Raw genomic sequence first — 17,292 nt, forward strand, 5'->3', positions numbered from 1 at the left:
GACAATTGTGATTCAAACGAAACAAAAAGGCTTGCAAGAAGTTCTTAGTGCGGCCATTAAGCGTGTAAAGAATGAAAAAACATTAGTTAGTTTTGTCAAACAAATAGACTGGGTGGATCCACTTCTGTTTTATGCAGCAGGAAAAAGGACTTCATTCGAAAATAGATGTTATTTTGCAGACCCAGCTCAGCATGTAATATTTGCAGGAATTGGCTCTGTTTTCACTATAGCAAATTCTTCTCATAAGCGCTTTCAAACTGCTCGTGATGAGTGGGAGAAAGTAAAAGAGAATGCATTTGTGCAAAGAGATGAATATGAATTTGGAACAGGTCCTCTTTTATTTGGTGGGTTTTCATTTGATCCAGAAAAAGAGAAAACAGACCTATGGAAAGAATTTAAAGATACAACATTTTCACTACCCGCATTTTTATTAACTGTAAAAAATGAAAAAGCGTGGTTAACGATGAATACATTTGTTTCAGAAACAGATTGTGCAGAAACTCTTTATAACGAAATGATTTCTTTAGAAGAGAAAATTTTTGGGGAGAGTAAATGTGCGCTAGAAGGATCGAAATTAATTGTTACTTCTAAAGTAGAAGTTGATCCGAAAGGCTGGATGAAAGCAATTGAGAAAGTGCAAGATGAGATGAAGCAGGGTAACGTGCAGAAGGTTGTATTAGCGAGGGAGTTAAAAGTAGAGGTGAATCATTCTATTGATTCTGCTCTTGTTTTAGAAGCGCTTCGCATTGGGCAACCGGATTGTTACGTATTTTCTTTTGATTATAAAGGAGCATGTTTCCTAGGAGCGACGCCAGAGAGATTAATTCGCAAAGAAGATGAGAAGTTTACGTCGATGTGTCTTGCTGGTTCAATCGGTCATGGTCATTCTATAGAAGAAAGTAAACAAAATGGTAATGCGCTTCTTCATGATGAAAAGAATTTAGCTGAACATGGTTATGTAGTGAACATGATTCGCGGTGTATTAAATGAGCATTGCAACGTCGTTAATATTCCGGAAAGTCCGGGTTTATTAACAACGAAAAACTTAATTCATTTATATACGCCTGTAGAAGCAAAAGGTGATGTGAGTCTTTTAACAATGGTAGAAGAATTACATCCAACACCAGCTCTTGGCGGGACACCTCGTTTGGAAGCGATGAAGCTCATTCGTGATGTGGAATTGTTAGACAGAGGATTGTACGGTGCACCGATTGGGTGGATAGATGATGAAGGAAATGGTGAATTTGCGGTTGCGCTTCGCTGCGGATTATTAAATGGCGAGAAAGCATCCTTATTTGCCGGTTGTGGGATTGTAATTGATTCTGTACCGCAACTTGAATATGAAGAAACAAGTTTGAAGTTTAGACCGATGCTTGGTGCTTTGGAGGAATTAATGAAATGAACAATCATATAGAAGCATTATCATATTATTTAGGCGCGTTCGTGGATGAACTGACGCGTCTAAATGTATGTGATGTTGTCATTAGTCCAGGCTCACGGTCAACGCCGATTGCTTTACTAATGGAACAACATGAAGGAATGAACACATATTTACACGTAGATGAAAGATCAGCAGGATTTTTTGCGCTTGGTATCGCAAAAGCAAAAAAACGTCCTGTTGCATTATTATGTACGTCAGGAACGGCAGCGGCGAACTATTACCCAGCTGTATGTGAAGCTTTTCATTCACGAGTGCCGCTTATCGTCTTAACGGCAGATAGACCGCATGAATTAAGAGATGTCGGTGCGCCACAAGCGATGAATCAAATTAATTTATACGGTACGTTTGTGAAGCAATTTACAGAGATGGCAATTCCAGAAGCGAGTGAAGCGATGTATCATTATGCTCGCATGACGACGCAGCGCATGATAGCAAGCGCACTTTTAACACCGCAAGGACCTGTTCATCTTAATTTTCCAGTGCGTGAACCGCTTATCCCGGACTTTTCATTAGAAAGTTTATGGGATAAAGGACGCGGGGAATATACAGGAGTAGTTCAGCAAGGGAACGCGGTGATGCCGAGTGAATATGTAGATTCTCTTGTAGGGCGCCTTTCACATATGGAAAAGGGGCTTATTATTTGTGGAGATGATAGTCATTCAGAAATCGCAGCGTTTGCAGCACAATTAGCTGAAAAAACAGGATATCCAATATTAGCGGATCCACTTTCTAACATTCGTAGCGGAAATCACGATAAAACGATGGTAATCGACTGTTACGATACATTTTTACGAAATGAGTTGTTAAAAGAAACGTGGAAGCCAGAAGTTATGATTCGCTTTGGTGGTATGCCTGTTTCGAAAGCATTAACGCAGTTTATTAAAAAACAGACGAAAGCCGTTCATATCGTTGTCGACGAATCCGGACAATGGAGAGATCCAGCTCTTGTTGCGACAGAAGTTGTGCAGGCAAATGATATTGCATTTTGTAGTGCATTAATAGAAAAAATGCCAGCTATGAAAAAGAATGATTGGTTCGGAATGTGGCAACATATAAACGAAATAACGAAGGAAACGCTTCGTGAAATGGAAACATATGAAACGGCATTTGAAGGAAAGGTTATTACGGATATTGTACGCGTATTACCAGATGGGGCAACGTTATTTGCGAGTAATAGTATGCCAATTCGTGATACAGATTCATTCTTCTTCACATCAAATAAAAACATTCAGGTGATGGCAAATCGCGGTGTAAATGGTATCGATGGAATCATTTCAACAGCTTTAGGCGCGAGCATTATTTGCGATCCGCTCGTATTAGTCATCGGTGATTTATCATTTTATCACGATTTAAATGGACTGTTAGCAGCGAAATTACATGAATTAAACATAACAATTGTCGTTGTAAATAATGATGGCGGGGGTATTTTTTCATTCTTACCACAGTATGAGAAAAAGGAACATTTTGAATCATTATTTGGAACACCGATTGGGCTTGATTATGAACACGTTGTTAAAATGTACGGTGGTTCATTTAGCCGTGTAAATGGTTGGGAGCAATTCCGAGAAGAGGTACAAAAGGGAACAAGGGCGGAAGGTTTACACGTTGTGGAAATTTGTACGAATCGTGATGAGAACTTAACATTGCACCGTACATTATGGGCAAAAACGATGGACGTAATTACTACATCTTTACAAGGTGAATCACGATGAAAGTAACGTTGCAAGGTGTATCGTATGAATATGAAGTAGTCGGAAGCGGTGAACCACTTCTACTTCTTCATGGTTTTACGGGAAGCATGGAAACGTGGCGTTCTTTCGTTCCTTCTTGGAGCGAGAAATTTCAAGTCATTTTAGTAGACATTGTTGGGCACGGAAAAACGGAAAGTCCTGAAGCTGTGACGCATTATGATATTAGAAATGCGGTATTACAAATGAAAGAGCTGCTAGATTACCTTCATATTGAAAAAGCGCACATACTCGGCTATTCAATGGGCGGTAGGCTGGCGATTACGATGGCATGCCTATATCCAGAATATGTACGTTCTCTTTTATTAGAAAATTGTACAGCTGGGCTTGAAAGTGAAGAGGCTAGAAAAGAACGTCGTGAAAAAGATGAGCGACTTGCTCATAAAATTGAGCGAGAAGGAATCGAAAGTTTTGTAGCGATGTGGGAAAATATTCCGCTGTTCGAAACGCAAAAACGTTTAGCAGAAAAGGTACAAGAAGCAGTGCGAAAAGAACGACTTGCTAACAATCCAAAAGGACTTGCAAATAGCTTGCGAGGCATGGGAACAGGGGCTCAGCCTTCATGGTGGAATGAGCTACAAAACTTAAAAATGCCTGTTCTTTTAGTGAACGGTGAGCATGATGAAAAGTTCTTTCGCATATTAAAAAATATCGAAAAATGCGTCTCTGACGCGAAATTTGTCAAAATTGATGGTGCTGGCCATGCAATTCATGTGGAACAACCGGAAAAGTTTGATACAATAGTAAAGGGATTTCTAAAAACTATGCAGTGATGCTTTTTTCAGTTAAGAATGAAGTTACACTTATAGAGGAGATCAGAAATATACAAGGAGGTAGTTGTAATGGCTATTGAATGGGTAAAAGAAGGCAATTACGAAGATATTATTTATTCAACATACAATGGTATCGCAAAGATTTCGATTAACCGCCCTGAAGTACATAACGCATTCCGTCCTAAAACGGTAATGGAGTTAATCGATGCATTTGCACAAGCTCGTGATGATGCAAATGTTGGCGTTATCATTTTAACAGGTGAAGGTGGACGTGCATTCTGTTCTGGTGGCGACCAAAAAGTTCGCGGTCATGGCGGATATGTAGGTGACGACCAAATCCCACGTTTAAATGTATTAGACTTACAACGTCTAATTCGCGCAATTCCTAAACCAGTTATCGCAATGGTAGCAGGTTATGCAATCGGTGGAGGACACGTACTTCATATCGTATGTGACTTAACAATCGCTGCAGACAACGCTGTATTCGGACAAACAGGTCCTAAAGTAGGAAGCTTTGACGGTGGATACGGAGCTGGTTACTTAGCTCGTATGGTAGGCCACAAGAAAGCTCGCGAAATTTGGTACTTATGTCGTCAATACAGCGCACAGGAAGCGCTTGATATGGGCTTAGTAAACACAGTAGTACCATTAGAAGAGCTTGAAGCAGAAACAGTACAATGGGCACAAGAAATTTTAGCAAACAGCCCAATGGCACTTCGTTTCTTAAAAGCTGCATTCAACGCAGATACAGACGGTCTAGCTGGTATTCAACAATTAGCTGGAGATGCAACGTTATTGTACTACACAACTGACGAAGCAAAAGAAGGTCGTGACGCGTTCAAAGAAAAACGCAGTCCGGACTTCGGTCAATTCCCTCGTTTCCCGTGATCAAACCAAAAGCGGAGCCGACTGTTCTAGCCGCTGTAGCTAGATGGAATCAACCGGAAACAAAACAACTAAGAGACTTGATGTCATATCAAGTCTCTTTCTTTCAGGAAAGGAGAATGTATGATGGAAACTATGCCAAATTGGTTAAAGCAACGTGCATTTTTAACACCAGATCGCACTGCAATTGAAATAGAGGATGAAAAGGTTACTTTTATGCAGCTGCATGAAAAAGTAGTATCTGTTTGTGAACGTCTCACGCATGTTGGAGTGAAGCGTGGACAAAAGGTGGCTGTTCTGATGAAAAATGGTATGGAGATGATTACAGTTATTCACGCCCTATCTTACGTAGGTGCAGTAGCTGTACTTTTAAATACGCGTCTTTCAAGAGAAGAGCTACTTTGGCAAATGGATGATGCTGAAGTTGTTTGTTTAGTGACGGATCAAGATTTTGAGACTACAGATGTTCCTGTATATTCATTTGCTGAAGTGATGAATGGATCGAAGGCAGAAGCATCTATACAGGAAGAATTCTCTTTAGAAGAAGCGATGACAATTATTTATACGTCTGGGACGACAGGGAAGCCGAAAGGCGTTATTTTAACGTACGGTAATCATTGGGCAAGCGCAGTCGGTTCTTCGCTTAATTTAGGGCTTCGTGATGATGATTGCTGGTTAGCTTGTATGCCGATGTTCCACGTTGGCGGGCTATCTCTGTTAATGAAAAATATTATGTACGGTATGCGCATTTTACTCGTTCCGAAATATGATGCTAATTTTATTCATGAAGCACTTCAAACGAGAGGCGTTACGATTATTTCTGTCGTTTCTAAAATGTTAACAGATCTTTTAGAGCGACTTGGAGAAGAGACATATCCCTCTTCTTTACGATGCATGTTACTAGGCGGAGGGCCAGCGCCGAAATCGTTATTAGAAACGTGTGTAGAAAAAGGAATTCCTGTGTATCAAACGTACGGTATGACAGAAACGTCTTCGCAAATTTGTACGTTATCAGCAGATTACATGTTAACGAAAGTAGGATCAGCTGGAAAACCACTATTCCAATGTCAGCTTCGTATTGAAAAAGACGGCGTAGTAGTGCCTCCACATGCTGAAGGAGAAATTGTTGTAAAAGGACCGAACGTAACAGGTGGCTATTTTAACCGTGAAGATGCGACGCGTGAAACAATTCAAAATGGCTGGCTTTATACTGGTGACCTCGGTTATTTAGATGAAGAAGGATTTTTATACGTATTAGACCGCCGCAGTGATTTAATTATTTCTGGGGGAGAAAATATATATCCAGCTCAAATTGAAGAAGTGTTACTATCTCATCCTGCAGTAGCAGAAGGCGGTGTTGTCGGTATGGCTGACGAAAGTTGGGGACAAGTGCCAGCTGCTTTTGTTGTAAAAAGCGGAGAGGTAACAGAAGAAGAAATTCTTCATTTTTGCGAGGAGAAATTAGCGAAATATAAAGTGCCGAAGAAAGTGTGTTTCTTAGAGGAATTACCACGAAACGCTTCGAAAAAATTGTTAAGACGAGAGTTAAGACAATTAGTGGAGGAGATGTAGGTGGAGATAAAAAAAGTGACACTTTATATAACGGAAATGCCACTCGTAATCCCGTTTGCTGCAAGCTACGGAACTTACGAAAGGCGTGAGAGTATCGTCGTTGAATTAGAAGATAAAGATGGATACGTTGGTTTTGGTGAAGTCGTTGCTTTTTCTGAACCGTGGTATACGGAAGAAACGCTGAAGACAGCACTGCATGTACTTCAGGATTTTTTAATACCGGATTTATTGGAAACTGAAATTTCTCATCCGAATGAAGTGCCGAGTTTGTTCCAGCATATAAAGAGAAACCGAATGGCAAAGGCCGGAATAGAAGGGGCTGTTTGGGATTTATATGCGACGCGTCAAAAGAAACCGCTAGCGACATTGCTTGGCGGAACGAAGTCTGAAATTGAGGTCGGCGTTGTAATCGGGATCAATACGATTCCGGTTATGCTAAAACAAATCGAGAAGTACGCGGAAGAAGGATACGAGCGTTTTAAAGTGAAAATAAAGCCAGAGCATGATTACGAATTATTGAAAGAAATTCGTAAAGAGTTTCCGAATATCCCGTTAATGGCTGATGCAAATTCAGCCTATACATTAGCGGATACGGAGAGGCTGAAACGACTAGATGAATTTCAATTGCTGATGATTGAACAACCGCTAGCGGATTACGATTTTCTTGATCATGCACAGCTGCAAAAGAAAATTGAAACGCCGATTTGTTTAGACGAAAGCATCCATAGTTTAGAAGACGCGCGCGTTGCGATTACGCTTGGTAGTTGCCGCATCGTTAACATTAAACCAGGGCGAGTGGGCGGATTAACAGAATCTATTCAAATCCATAATTATTGCATGGAGCATAACATACCCGTTTGGTGCGGTGGTATGGTAGAGATGGGGATATCACGAGCACAAAACGTTGCGCTTGCTTCATTGCCGAACTTTACGATTCCTGGTGATATATCCGCTTCTAGTCGACATTGGGAGCAGGATATTATTTCGCCGGAAGTGATGCTTAAGGGCGGGAAAGTGATTGTACCGCAAAGTGTTGAAGCTGAGTATGAAGTAGATCGTGGGAGACTGGATGAAATCACGAAGCAGCGGATTGTGTTTGAGCGGTAAATGGAAGTTTCGTTAGGCTGTCCGCAAATAGCGAGAGGGTTTTGTCGTTAATTGTCGGTAAGTCGATATATTTCAATAATCGCTGATATAATTCGAGTTACGGTCGATATAATTGGAAAATCGCCGATATAATTCAAGTTATGGTCGATATAATTTCATTTACTAAGGCTACTCAAACGGGTAGCCTTTTTTGTATTGTACAAATTGGATAGACTAGTTTAAAATCGAGCGTATAAAGGGGGAGTAAGATGAAGCGCATTTCAATTTTGATAGCTGATGATGAGGCAGAAATTGCTGATTTAATTGAGATACATTTAGAAAAAGAAGGGTACCACGTTGTGAAAGCAGCTGATGGGGAAGAGGCAATTCATATTATTGAAACGCAGTCAATTGACTTAGTCGTTTTAGATATTATGATGCCGAAAATGGATGGGTATGAAGTGACGAGACAGATTCGCGCCAAATATCATATGCCGATTATTTTCTTAAGCGCGAAAACATCTGACTTCGATAAGGTGACAGGTCTTGTACTAGGTGCGGATGATTATATGACAAAGCCTTTCACACCAATAGAACTAGTTGCACGTGTAAATGCACAACTGCGTAGGTTTTTTACGTTAAATCAACCGAAAGTAGCGGAGAGTAAGTCTGCTTTAGAGATTGGCGGAGTCATTATTGATCCTGAGCGCCGAACGGTAAATGTATATGGAGAGCAAATTGAGTTAACACCGAAAGAATTTGACATTTTATATTTATTAGCGAGTCATCCGAAGAAAGTGTACAATGTGGAAAATATTTTTCAGCAAGTATGGGCAGATGATTATTATGAAGGTGGAAATACAGTTATGGTACATATTCGTACGTTACGGAAAAAGCTTGGGGAAGATAAAAGAAAGGATAAGTTAATAAAAACAGTGTGGGGGGTAGGTTATACTTTCAATGGCTAACATGATGAAAAGCTTTCGTTTTAAAATGATTGCCTTATTTGCGTTAAGTATGGTGCTTGCAGCAACTGTAACTTATATAATTTATAAAGGATTGCAGCTGTATTATAAAAAGATGGTTCGCTACGAAGAGCCTTTAGCGCAATTTCGATCAATGGTAAGGGAATTTGGGGACATTAACTTCTTTTTAATTTTCTTTATTCCGTTATCTATTATCTTTTTCTTCTTTTTGACAAAACCGTATTTAAAATACTTTGATGAAATTTCTAATGGGATTCATCATCTTGCGAACGGTAACTTTACAAATAAAGTTCAAGTTTCATCAAATGATGAGTTTGGAAATATCGCGCGCGAAATAAATGTTGCGAGTGAAAAGTTAAAAGAAGCTGTGGAAAGAGGCGACTTTGCTGAAAGTAGTAAAGATCAGCTCGTTGTGAATTTAGCTCATGATTTAAGAACGCCATTAACATCCGTGTTAGGATATTTAGATTTAATTCTTAAAGATGAGAATTTGACGAAGGAACAAATTAAACATTTTTCCACGATTGCATATACGAAATCACAAAGGCTGGAAAGTTTAATTGATGAGCTATTTGAAATTACACGTATGAATTATGGCATGCTAAAGCTGGATAAAAAGCCTATTGATATAAGTGAGTTGCTTATACAGTTAGAAGAGGAATTATATCCGTTATTAGAGAAACATCATTTAGAAGCTAGATTGCATGTTGATGCTCATTTACCGATGCACGGTGATGGAAAATTGTTAGCTAGAGTATTTGAAAACTTGTTAACAAATGCTGTTCGATACGGATATGATGGACAATTTATTGATATGAATGGGTATGTCGATAATGGAGAAGTTGTCGTGCAAGTTATGAATTACGGAGATAGCATTCCAGAAGAAGATTTACCGTATCTATTTGATATGTTTTATACAGGTGATAAAGCGAGAACCGAGAACCGTGGCGGGACAGGCCTTGGACTATTTATTGCAAAAAATATTGTCGAGCAGCATAATGGTACGATTTCTGCTGAAAGTAATGTAGTTAGAACGCTATTTGAAGTGAGATTGCCAAAAGACGAGAACGTAACAATTTAATAAAAATTTAAACTTTACCCCACTTTTTATTTTAATAGTTTTTTCTATTCTATACGTAAGTTACGTTAAGGAGGAACTAGAAATGAAAAAGTGGGTATTTATTTCTTTTTTTATAGCATGCACAATCTGTGTAGGCGTTTATATATCACCGTTATTTCAAAAGGAAATTGATGTGAAAATCGGCGGGGAAAATAGTGCAGTAAAGACTGCAAGTATGGAAAAGGTAGAGGTTACAAAAGAACAAATTTATAAAGGGGATCTACTATTAGTTAATAAAGATTACCCAGTAAAGAAAGATAGTATTAGGTCTGATATTATAAATGTAAATCATAATAGTGAATTAGTAAGAGGTTATGTAATATTTGATAGAAACCTTCGCTTATCAAAGGGTGTTGTAAAAAAGTTTTTGAACGTTGTCGATGCGGCTGGAAAAGATGGAGTACAGCATTTCCTAATGAGTAGCGGGTACCGAGATTTTCAAGAACAAAGTAAATTATATAAAGAAATGGGATCAGATTATGCACTCCCAGCAGGATACAGTGAGCATAATTTAGGATTATCACTCGATGTTGGGTCTACTCAAAAGAAAATGGAGAGGGCTCCTGAAGGTAAGTGGGTGGAAGAGAACGTATGGAAGCATGGCTTTGTATTACGCTACCCGAAAAATAAAAGTAATATTACAGGCATTCAATATGAGCCATGGCATATACGTTACGTCGGTTTACCTCATAGCGCAATTATGCAAAAAAAGAATTTTACGCTAGAGGAATATTTAGAGTTCTTAAAAGAGGAAAAAGAAATTTCAACTGAGGTGGAAGGCAAGAAATATACGGTTTCTTATTATAAAGTTTCAGAGAATATGAACGTAAATGTCCCAGTAAATAAGCAGTATGAAATTTCGGGGAACAATATGGATGGGGTTATTGTGACGGTTCAGGAATAGATAAAGAGGTTGTTCCGTTTTGGAGCAGCCTTTTCGTATATAAGAAAGGGATTGGCGTTTTTTGTCGGTAAATCGATATTCCTTGTCGAATCGTTGATATATTTTGAGTTACGATAGATATAATTGAAAAATCGTTGATATATTGTAAGTTATGATAGATATATTCGAAAAATCGTTGATATAATTTCCTGTACTATCAGCATTTTGAGGAGCATCTTTTTATTTACTTTTAAACATTATAACGTTATATTTACTTCTCCCTTTTTTTGTGCTACTCTAAATGTGTGAAAGAGATAAAGAAAAATGAAATTTTAATGTAAGCGCATTCTTATGGCTTCTTATAGAAAAGGGTGGAAATACAATGACAGAACGATTCGTACTACGTAATGTGAAACGTGTGAACGGGGAAGAGATTGACATTGTAATTGAAAATAATAAAATCGCACAGGTGACGAAAGCTGGTGCTGGTGAGGGTGGAAAGGTTCTTGATTACTCAGGTACTTACGTATCAAGTGGCTGGATTGATTTGCACGTTCATGCTTTTCCAGAGTTTGATCCGTATGGCGATGAGGTGGACGAAATTGGCGTTAAGCAAGGGGTAACGACAATTGTTGATGCAGGTAGCTGCGGTGCTGATCGCATTGCAGATTTAGTAAAAAGTAGAGAGCAGGCAAAAACGAATTTATTTGCCTTTTTAAATATTTCTCGCATCGGTTTAAAACGAATTGATGAATTATCCAATATGGAATGGATAGATAAAGAGAAAGTAATAGAAGCAGTAGAAAAGTATAAAGATGTAATCGTTGGGTTAAAGGCGAGAATGAGTAAAAGTGTCGTTTGTGATAGTGGAATTGAACCACTTCATATAGCGCGTGATTTATCCCGTGAAACATCATTGCCAATTATGGTACATATCGGTTCAGCGCCTCCTCGCATTGAGGAAGTTGTACCTCTTTTAGAAAAAGATGATGTCATTACACATTATTTAAACGGGAAAGAAAATAATTTATTTGATGAAGAAGGCAAACCGCTACCTGTGTTACTAGATGCAGTGAATCGCGGCGTACATTTAGATGTTGGTCATGGTAATGCTAGTTTTTCTTTTAAAGTAGCAGAAGCGGCGAAGCGTTACGGTATTGCGCTTAATACAATTAGTACAGATATTTACCGGAAGAACCGTATACACGGTCCAGTGTATAGTATGGCTCACGTTCTTTCGAAATTCCTTTACTTAGGTTATCCGCTAGAAGAAGTGGTTGATGCGGTTACGAAACATGCAGCAGAGTGGCTTAAGAAACCTGAGCTTGGCCGCATTCAAGAAGGCGATATTGCAAATTTAACTTTATTTACGGTGAAAGATGAGAAGGTTACGTTAATTGATTCAGAAGGGGATCAGCGCATTGCTGAAAGAAGGATTGATACGAAAGGGGTTGTAATCAATGGGTCATTCATTGAATGCTAAGTATGGATTAAAAAGAGTGATTAATGCGAGCGGTAGAATGAGTATTTTAGGTGTATCCGCTCCGGCAAATACAGTTATGGATGCAATGAAACATGGTGGACAAAATTATGTGGAAATTGCTGATTTAGTAGATAAAGCAGGAGACCATATTGCGAGAATTCTAGAGTCAGAGGCAGCAGTTGTTGTGAATTCAGCATCGAGTGGAATTGCGCTTTCTATCGCTGGTATCGTTACAGAAGGAAATCGCCGTAAAAGTGAAAGACTTCATCAAGAAGTAATCGCGAAAAACGAAGTGATTATGTTAAAGGGTCATAACGTTCAATACGGTGCCCCTGTTGAAACGATGATTTACTTAGGCGGCGGTAAACTTGTAGAAGTTGGCTATGCAAATGAAGGGAAAGCAGAGCATATTGAAGATGCGATTGGTGAAAATACAGCGGCGATTCTTTATGTGAAATCCCATCATGCAGTACAAAAAAATATGATTTCTGTTGAAGAAGCATGGGAAGTTGCGCAGCGAAATAACATCCCGCTTATCGTCGATGCGGCAGCTGAAGAAGACATTCAAAAATATGTGAAGTATTCAGACCTTGCCATTTATAGTGGTTCAAAGGCGATTGAAGGGCCTACTTCTGGTATTGTGGGCGGTAAAAGAAAGTATATTGAGTGGCTAAAAGTGCAATTACATTGCATCGGAAGAAGTATGAAGGTTGGGAAAGAAACAACATTTGGCTTACTTCAAGCGCTTGATGAGTACGGGGTAAAAGAAGATAAGAGCGAGCAAGAAAAAGAATTGTTACAAGTACTTATGCCACTAAAAGAATTAAACGGCGTAAATGTAACGATCGTTCAAGATGAAGCCGGAAGAGCAATCTTTAGAGCTCGTATTCATATTAACGAGACACAATTAAATAAATCAGCAAAAGATGTTGTGACAGCATTACGCGAAGGGGAAATCGCAATTTATACACGTGATTACGGAGTAAGACAAGGATTCTTTGATATTGATCCACGTCCACTTCAAGGTGATGACATACATGTAATTGAAGAAAAATTGAGAGAAATTGTAGGGGGAAACTAAAATGACAAACATTCAAAAACGTTTTTATAAAGGCCGCGTAGCATTAAATGTATTAGCGAACAATATCGAAAATGCAAAAGATATTTTTGAAGCAGCAGAAGGTTATGTAGTAGTTGGTGTATTATCAAAAGATTATCCAACTGTAGAAGAAGCTGTTACAGCGATGAAAGCATACGGAAAAGAAATTGAGGACGCTGTATCAATCGGACTAGGAGCAGGAGATAATCGCCAAGCGGCAGTTGTAGCTGAAATTGCGAAGCATTATCCTGGTAGCCATATTAACCAAGTGTTCCCTTCAGTCGGAGCGACACGTGCAAATCTTGGCAAAAAAGATAGCTGGATTAATAGTTTAGTATCGCCAACAGGAAAAGTAGGTTACGTAAATATTTCTACTGGCCCAATTAGTGCGGCTGGAGAAGAAAAAGCAATCGTTCCAATTAAAACAGCGATCGCACTTGTACGTGATATGGGCGGAAATTCATTGAAGTACTTCCCGATGAAAGGGCTAGCTCATGAAGAAGAATATCGCGTAGTTGCGAAAGCTTGTGCGGAAGAAGGATTTGCATTAGAGCCAACAGGCGGAATTGATAAAGAAAACTTCGAAACAATTGTACGTATTGCGCTTGAGGCAAATGTAGAGCAAGTTATCCCGCACGTGTACTCTTCTATTATTGATAAAGAAACTGGTAACACGAAAGTAGAAGATGTGCGTGAATTATTAGCAGTCGTGAAGAAGTTAGTTGATCAATATGCGTAAGAAAATTGCAGCATTCGGTGAAGTAATGATGCGCCTACAAGTGCCAGGATATGAATTATTGTCGCAAGCAAACACATTAAATTACTCATTTTCTGGTACAGGTGTGAATGTTGCAGCGGCGCTTTCTCATCTAGGGCATGAAGGACTTCTTATCTCAACTTTACCGGAAAATCCGGTTGGAGATGCGGCATTATCATACATTCAAAAGTTAGGTGTGCAAACCCCGCTTGTTTCAAGGGGCGGCAAATATGTCGGCATGTACTTTTTGGAAAATGGATTTGGAGCACGTGCAAGCCGAGTTACATATTCGAATCGATTAGAAAGTAGTTTCAATACGGCATCTGAAGAGATGTACCAATTTGAAGAAATTGCTAAGGAGATTGATATCGTTCATTTTTGCGGTATTACGCTTGCGATGAATGATACGGTGCGCCATCATATGAAGTCTTTAGCGAGAGCAGTTAAAGAAAACGGAGGAGACGTCGTTTTTGATTGCAATTATCGTCCATCACTTTGGGGAGAAGACGGATATGAACAGGCAAAGCCGCATTATGAAGAAATGCTAGGACTTGCTGATATCGTTATGATGAACGAAAAAGATGCGATGTTTGTTTTAGGAATGAAAACAGAAGAAACGGAGCGAGAGGCGCAACTTGTTGATCTTATTCCAAAGGTAGCTGAAACGTATCATATTGCTACAATTGCTGGTACACATCGCTCTATTAACGGTGATAATACACATTCACTGCGCGGGTTTATATGTAAAGATGGAACGTTCACTTTTGCAAAAACACTTACGTTTTCTGTATATGATAGAATAGGTGCTGGAGATGCTTATACGAGCGGGATTATTCATGGCGAGATAGAAGAGTTTGCACCAGAGAAAGCTGTTTCATTTGCGTCAGCAGCTGGCATGCTTGCACATACAATCGTCGGTGATACGCCAATGTCATCAGAGAAGGATATACTTCGGGCAATGACGGCATCAGTAGGTGATGTAGAAAGGTAGTGGGTGTAACGGTGAACGTAACGAGAAAAAAAGGACCATTATATTTACAAATAAAAAATATTATTCGTGATCGAATATTGCATGGTGTATATGCGATTCATACGAATATTCCTTCAGAACCACAATTAGAGGAAGAGTTCAAAGTGAGTAAAATTACAGTACGTAATGCGATTAAAGAACTCGCTCAAGAAGGATATTTGGAAAAGAAGAGCGGTAAAGGAACGAAAGTCATCCGTAATACTTCTGCGACAAAACTGTCAAAGGGTAAGAAATTTACTGAAGTGTTAGTGGAAGAAGGATATAAAGTACAAAAGAAATTGCTAAAGGCAGAAGTCGTTCATAATGAAGAAGGAACAGTGCCATTTCGCTTATTCGGTAAAGAGAGTTTTCGTATTGAACGTTTATATACGTTAAATGATGCACCATATATTCATTATACGCACTATTTCTCAGCGAAAATGGCAAGTACAGACTTATCGGACTTTGATTTACAATCACTTTATGATTTAGTCGAAGACCGAGGTATACATTTAGAAAACTTCAGAGATGAATTCGCAGTTGGACTTGCGCCCAGTTTCGTTGCAGAATCGTTAGGTGAAAAAGAGGGGACAGCGTTATTAAAACGTATGCGCTATTCTTACGATGAAGTTGGCGAAGTAATTGAATATAGCGAAGGCTACTACAATACAGAAATGCAGCATTATGTAGTTAATTATGACGTATAAAAAAGAGGGATTTTCCCTCTTTTTTTATAAAAGTAAGGGGAATGAGAGATGGATATATACTTATTAATCGTCACGTTACTTGCGATCGCAATTGTCATTTTAGGGGTATCATGGTGGAAATGGCATGCATTTATTAGTTTAACAGTTGCTAGTTTATTTTTAGCTATTATGTCTGGACTGAACTTAACGAAAATAGTGGCTGCCTATGAAACTGGTGTTGGTAGTGTACTAGGGCATTTAGTTGGCATTTTGGCACTTGGGACTATCTTAGGGAAAATGATGTCTGATTCAGGGGCAGGCATGCAAGTTGCAGATTTCTTTATTCGATTTTTCGGCGTAAAAAAATTACCTTGGGCAATGTTATTTGCAGGGTTTGTTATAGGGATTCCAGTCTTTTTTGAAGTGGGGATCGTCATTTTATTACCACTTGTTATTTCCATTCGAAAAACGACGAAGCAAAATATATTGTTAATTGCGTTACCTGTTATTGCTGGATTATCGATTGTGCATGGGCTAGTGCCTCCGCATCCAGGTGCGATGACTGCAATCGGGATTTATAATGCGAACTTAGGAAAAGTACTTTTATATTCATTAATTATCGCGTTACCAACAGCCATCATCGCAGGGCCGATATTTGCGAAGTGGGTACATAAGAGGGTTATACCTGAAAATGAACCGGAGCTTGTTCGAGTTACGACTGTATCAACCGATTTACCAAGTCGTAAAGTTTCGTTTTTTATTATTTTACTGCCAGTTGTGTTAATGATTTTATCAGTAGTTGCACCGTATATTTCTTTACCAATAAAAATAACTGAATTTTTAGTCTTTATAGGAAGTCCAGTAATCGCTTTACTTATTTCATGTTTTGCAGCATTTTATTTACTTGGCATCAAACAAGGAATTAATAAAAAGATGATAAAAAAATTAACAGATGAAAGTTTACTACCTGTAGGCTCAATTATTTTAATAATTGGTGCAGGTGGTGGGTTTAAACAAATATTAATTGAAAGTGGAGTTGGAACGGCGATTGCGCAAATGGCAGAACATATATCGTTATCACCAATCGTCTTAGCTTTCATGGTAGCGGGATTAATTCGAATAGCGACCGGATCAGCTACAGTAGCATTAACGACAGCAGCAGGAATTGTTTCACCAGTTATTCAGCACATGTCTGGTGTAAATTTAGAATTGCTCGTTATAGCAACCGGTGCAGGTTCACTAATGTTTTCTCACGTAAATGATGCAGGCTTCTGGCTTGTAAAAGAGTATTTAGGTTTGACGGTGAAGGAAACGTTTAAAACGTGGACGGTGCTGGAAACATTGTTATCATTTATTGCATTCGGTTTTGCCCTTGTGTTGAATATGTTTCTTTAAAAGATACCTGAATAGGTATCTTTTTTTTGATGAAGCCCAATTGCCAAAACAAGCCCGTTTTTAAGTAAGCCAAGCTTCCTATTCGCCCTGAAAACATACTATAAATGGAATCCCCTCATTTAGAGCAAGGTGAACTTGTTATGAATGATACTAAAGGAGGAATAGAGTAATGAGCGAAAAGTGTGAACACAGACATGATGATTGTAACCGCAGACATGGGTGCGGCGGCGGTTTTGCGCTTCTAATCGTATTGTTTATTTTATTAATTATCATCGGTGCTAGCTGCTTCGGCGGAGGCGGCGGTTGTGGTTATGGTGGTTACGGCGGTTATGCAGGCGGCTATGGTGGATATTGCTGCTAATTAAAAAC

At 39.0% G+C, this 17,292-nt stretch carries 16 protein-coding genes; all 16 read left to right on the top strand.

Features of this window, described 5'->3' with window-relative positions; all coding sequences use genetic code 11:
- The first annotated feature begins 7 nt into the window (after positions 1-7).
- The 16 genes from A6J74_RS20160 to A6J74_RS20240 all read left to right on the top strand — a co-directional run bounded on the left by A6J74_RS20160 (position 8) and on the right by A6J74_RS20240 (position 17,284).
- Complete coding sequence (locus tag A6J74_RS20160) at positions 8-1,402, top strand: isochorismate synthase (RefSeq protein WP_000616758.1); 1,395 nt, start codon at positions 8-10, stop codon at positions 1,400-1,402.
- On the top strand, positions 1,399-3,153 hold the full coding sequence (menD, locus tag A6J74_RS20165) for a 2-succinyl-5-enolpyruvyl-6-hydroxy-3-cyclohexene-1-carboxylic-acid synthase (protein WP_001059229.1): 1,755 nt from the start codon (positions 1,399-1,401) through the stop codon (positions 3,151-3,153). The genes A6J74_RS20160 and menD overlap by 4 nt, the downstream gene beginning before the upstream one ends.
- Positions 3,150-3,962 (top strand): 2-succinyl-6-hydroxy-2,4-cyclohexadiene-1-carboxylate synthase, encoded by an 813-nt coding sequence (gene menH, locus A6J74_RS20170; RefSeq protein WP_000869223.1) that lies wholly within the window; start codon positions 3,150-3,152, stop codon positions 3,960-3,962. The genes menD and menH overlap by 4 nt, the downstream gene beginning before the upstream one ends.
- A gap of 69 nt (positions 3,963-4,031) precedes the next feature.
- Positions 4,032-4,850: a 1,4-dihydroxy-2-naphthoyl-CoA synthase gene (gene menB / locus A6J74_RS20175; RefSeq protein WP_000963885.1), complete on the top strand. Its 819-nt coding sequence runs from the start codon at positions 4,032-4,034 to the stop codon at positions 4,848-4,850.
- A gap of 123 nt (positions 4,851-4,973) precedes the next feature.
- On the top strand, positions 4,974-6,419 hold the full coding sequence (locus tag A6J74_RS20180) for an o-succinylbenzoate--CoA ligase (RefSeq protein ID WP_000449538.1): 1,446 nt from the start codon (positions 4,974-4,976) through the stop codon (positions 6,417-6,419).
- Positions 6,420-7,526, top strand: a complete 1,107-nt coding sequence (gene menC / locus A6J74_RS20185) for an o-succinylbenzoate synthase (protein ID WP_000403448.1) — start codon at positions 6,420-6,422, stop codon at positions 7,524-7,526.
- A gap of 248 nt (positions 7,527-7,774) precedes the next feature.
- Complete coding sequence (locus tag A6J74_RS20190) at positions 7,775-8,473, top strand: response regulator transcription factor (protein WP_000822496.1); 699 nt, start codon at positions 7,775-7,777, stop codon at positions 8,471-8,473.
- Positions 8,466-9,572 (top strand): sensor histidine kinase, encoded by a 1,107-nt coding sequence (locus tag A6J74_RS20195; protein WP_000002591.1) that lies wholly within the window; start codon positions 8,466-8,468, stop codon positions 9,570-9,572. Before A6J74_RS20190 ends, A6J74_RS20195 begins: the two co-directional genes overlap by 8 nt.
- A gap of 82 nt (positions 9,573-9,654) precedes the next feature.
- A complete protein-coding gene (locus A6J74_RS20200) occupies positions 9,655-10,515 on the top strand; it encodes a D-Ala-D-Ala carboxypeptidase VanY (RefSeq protein WP_000759391.1) in 861 nt (286 codons plus the stop codon).
- Positions 10,516-10,876: 361 nt separating this feature from the next.
- A complete protein-coding gene (locus tag A6J74_RS20210; protein ID WP_000139942.1) occupies positions 10,877-11,977 on the top strand; it encodes an amidohydrolase/deacetylase family metallohydrolase in 1,101 nt (366 codons plus the stop codon).
- On the top strand, positions 11,955-13,058 hold the full coding sequence (locus tag A6J74_RS20215) for a DgaE family pyridoxal phosphate-dependent ammonia lyase (RefSeq protein WP_000510082.1): 1,104 nt from the start codon (positions 11,955-11,957) through the stop codon (positions 13,056-13,058). Before A6J74_RS20210 ends, A6J74_RS20215 begins: the two co-directional genes overlap by 23 nt.
- Position 13,059: 1 nt before the next feature.
- Positions 13,060-13,815 carry a 2-dehydro-3-deoxy-phosphogluconate aldolase gene (gene dagF / locus A6J74_RS20220; RefSeq protein ID WP_000181928.1) on the top strand — a complete coding sequence of 252 codons (756 nt, stop codon included), beginning with the start codon at positions 13,060-13,062 and terminating at the stop codon, positions 13,813-13,815.
- On the top strand, positions 13,808-14,824 hold the full coding sequence (locus A6J74_RS20225; RefSeq protein ID WP_001227498.1) for a sugar kinase: 1,017 nt from the start codon (positions 13,808-13,810) through the stop codon (positions 14,822-14,824). The genes dagF and A6J74_RS20225 overlap by 8 nt, the downstream gene beginning before the upstream one ends.
- Positions 14,824-15,549 (top strand): GntR family transcriptional regulator, encoded by a 726-nt coding sequence (locus A6J74_RS20230; protein ID WP_000539290.1) that lies wholly within the window; start codon positions 14,824-14,826, stop codon positions 15,547-15,549. Before A6J74_RS20225 ends, A6J74_RS20230 begins: the two co-directional genes overlap by 1 nt.
- Before the next feature lie 48 nt (positions 15,550-15,597).
- Positions 15,598-16,923, top strand: a complete 1,326-nt coding sequence (gene gntP / locus A6J74_RS20235) for a gluconate permease GntP (RefSeq protein ID WP_000356142.1) — start codon at positions 15,598-15,600, stop codon at positions 16,921-16,923.
- Positions 16,924-17,092: 169 nt separating this feature from the next.
- Positions 17,093-17,284, top strand: coding sequence for a YjcZ family sporulation protein (locus A6J74_RS20240; protein ID WP_001290392.1), 192 nt, complete (start codon positions 17,093-17,095; stop codon positions 17,282-17,284).
- Positions 17,285-17,292 lie beyond the last annotated feature (8 nt).

It is taken from the genome of Bacillus sp. FDAARGOS_235 (genome assembly GCF_002073415.2).
Taxonomy (GTDB): Bacteria; Bacillota; Bacilli; order Bacillales; family Bacillaceae_G; genus Bacillus_A; species Bacillus_A toyonensis.

What these genes read in the sequence shown, in the direction of transcription:
- menD (WP_001059229.1), top strand. Translation starts at nt 1,399, where the DNA reads ATGAACAATCATATAGAAGCATTATCATATTATTTAGGCGCGTTCGTG.
- menH (WP_000869223.1), top strand. Translation starts at nt 3,150, where the DNA reads ATGAAAGTAACGTTGCAAGGTGTATCGTATGAATATGAAGTAGTCGGA.
- menB (WP_000963885.1), top strand. Translation starts at nt 4,032, where the DNA reads ATGGCTATTGAATGGGTAAAAGAAGGCAATTACGAAGATATTATTTAT.
- A6J74_RS20180 (WP_000449538.1), top strand. Translation starts at nt 4,974, where the DNA reads ATGGAAACTATGCCAAATTGGTTAAAGCAACGTGCATTTTTAACACCA.
- A6J74_RS20190 (WP_000822496.1), top strand. Translation starts at nt 7,775, where the DNA reads ATGAAGCGCATTTCAATTTTGATAGCTGATGATGAGGCAGAAATTGCT.
- A6J74_RS20195 (WP_000002591.1), top strand. Translation starts at nt 8,466, where the DNA reads ATGGCTAACATGATGAAAAGCTTTCGTTTTAAAATGATTGCCTTATTT.
- A6J74_RS20200 (WP_000759391.1), top strand. Translation starts at nt 9,655, where the DNA reads ATGAAAAAGTGGGTATTTATTTCTTTTTTTATAGCATGCACAATCTGT.
- A6J74_RS20210 (WP_000139942.1), top strand. Translation starts at nt 10,877, where the DNA reads ATGACAGAACGATTCGTACTACGTAATGTGAAACGTGTGAACGGGGAA.
- A6J74_RS20215 (WP_000510082.1), top strand. Translation starts at nt 11,955, where the DNA reads ATGGGTCATTCATTGAATGCTAAGTATGGATTAAAAAGAGTGATTAAT.
- dagF (WP_000181928.1), top strand. Translation starts at nt 13,060, where the DNA reads ATGACAAACATTCAAAAACGTTTTTATAAAGGCCGCGTAGCATTAAAT.
- A6J74_RS20225 (WP_001227498.1), top strand. Translation starts at nt 13,808, where the DNA reads ATGCGTAAGAAAATTGCAGCATTCGGTGAAGTAATGATGCGCCTACAA.
- gntP (WP_000356142.1), top strand. Translation starts at nt 15,598, where the DNA reads ATGGATATATACTTATTAATCGTCACGTTACTTGCGATCGCAATTGTC.
- A6J74_RS20240 (WP_001290392.1), top strand. Translation starts at nt 17,093, where the DNA reads ATGAGCGAAAAGTGTGAACACAGACATGATGATTGTAACCGCAGACAT.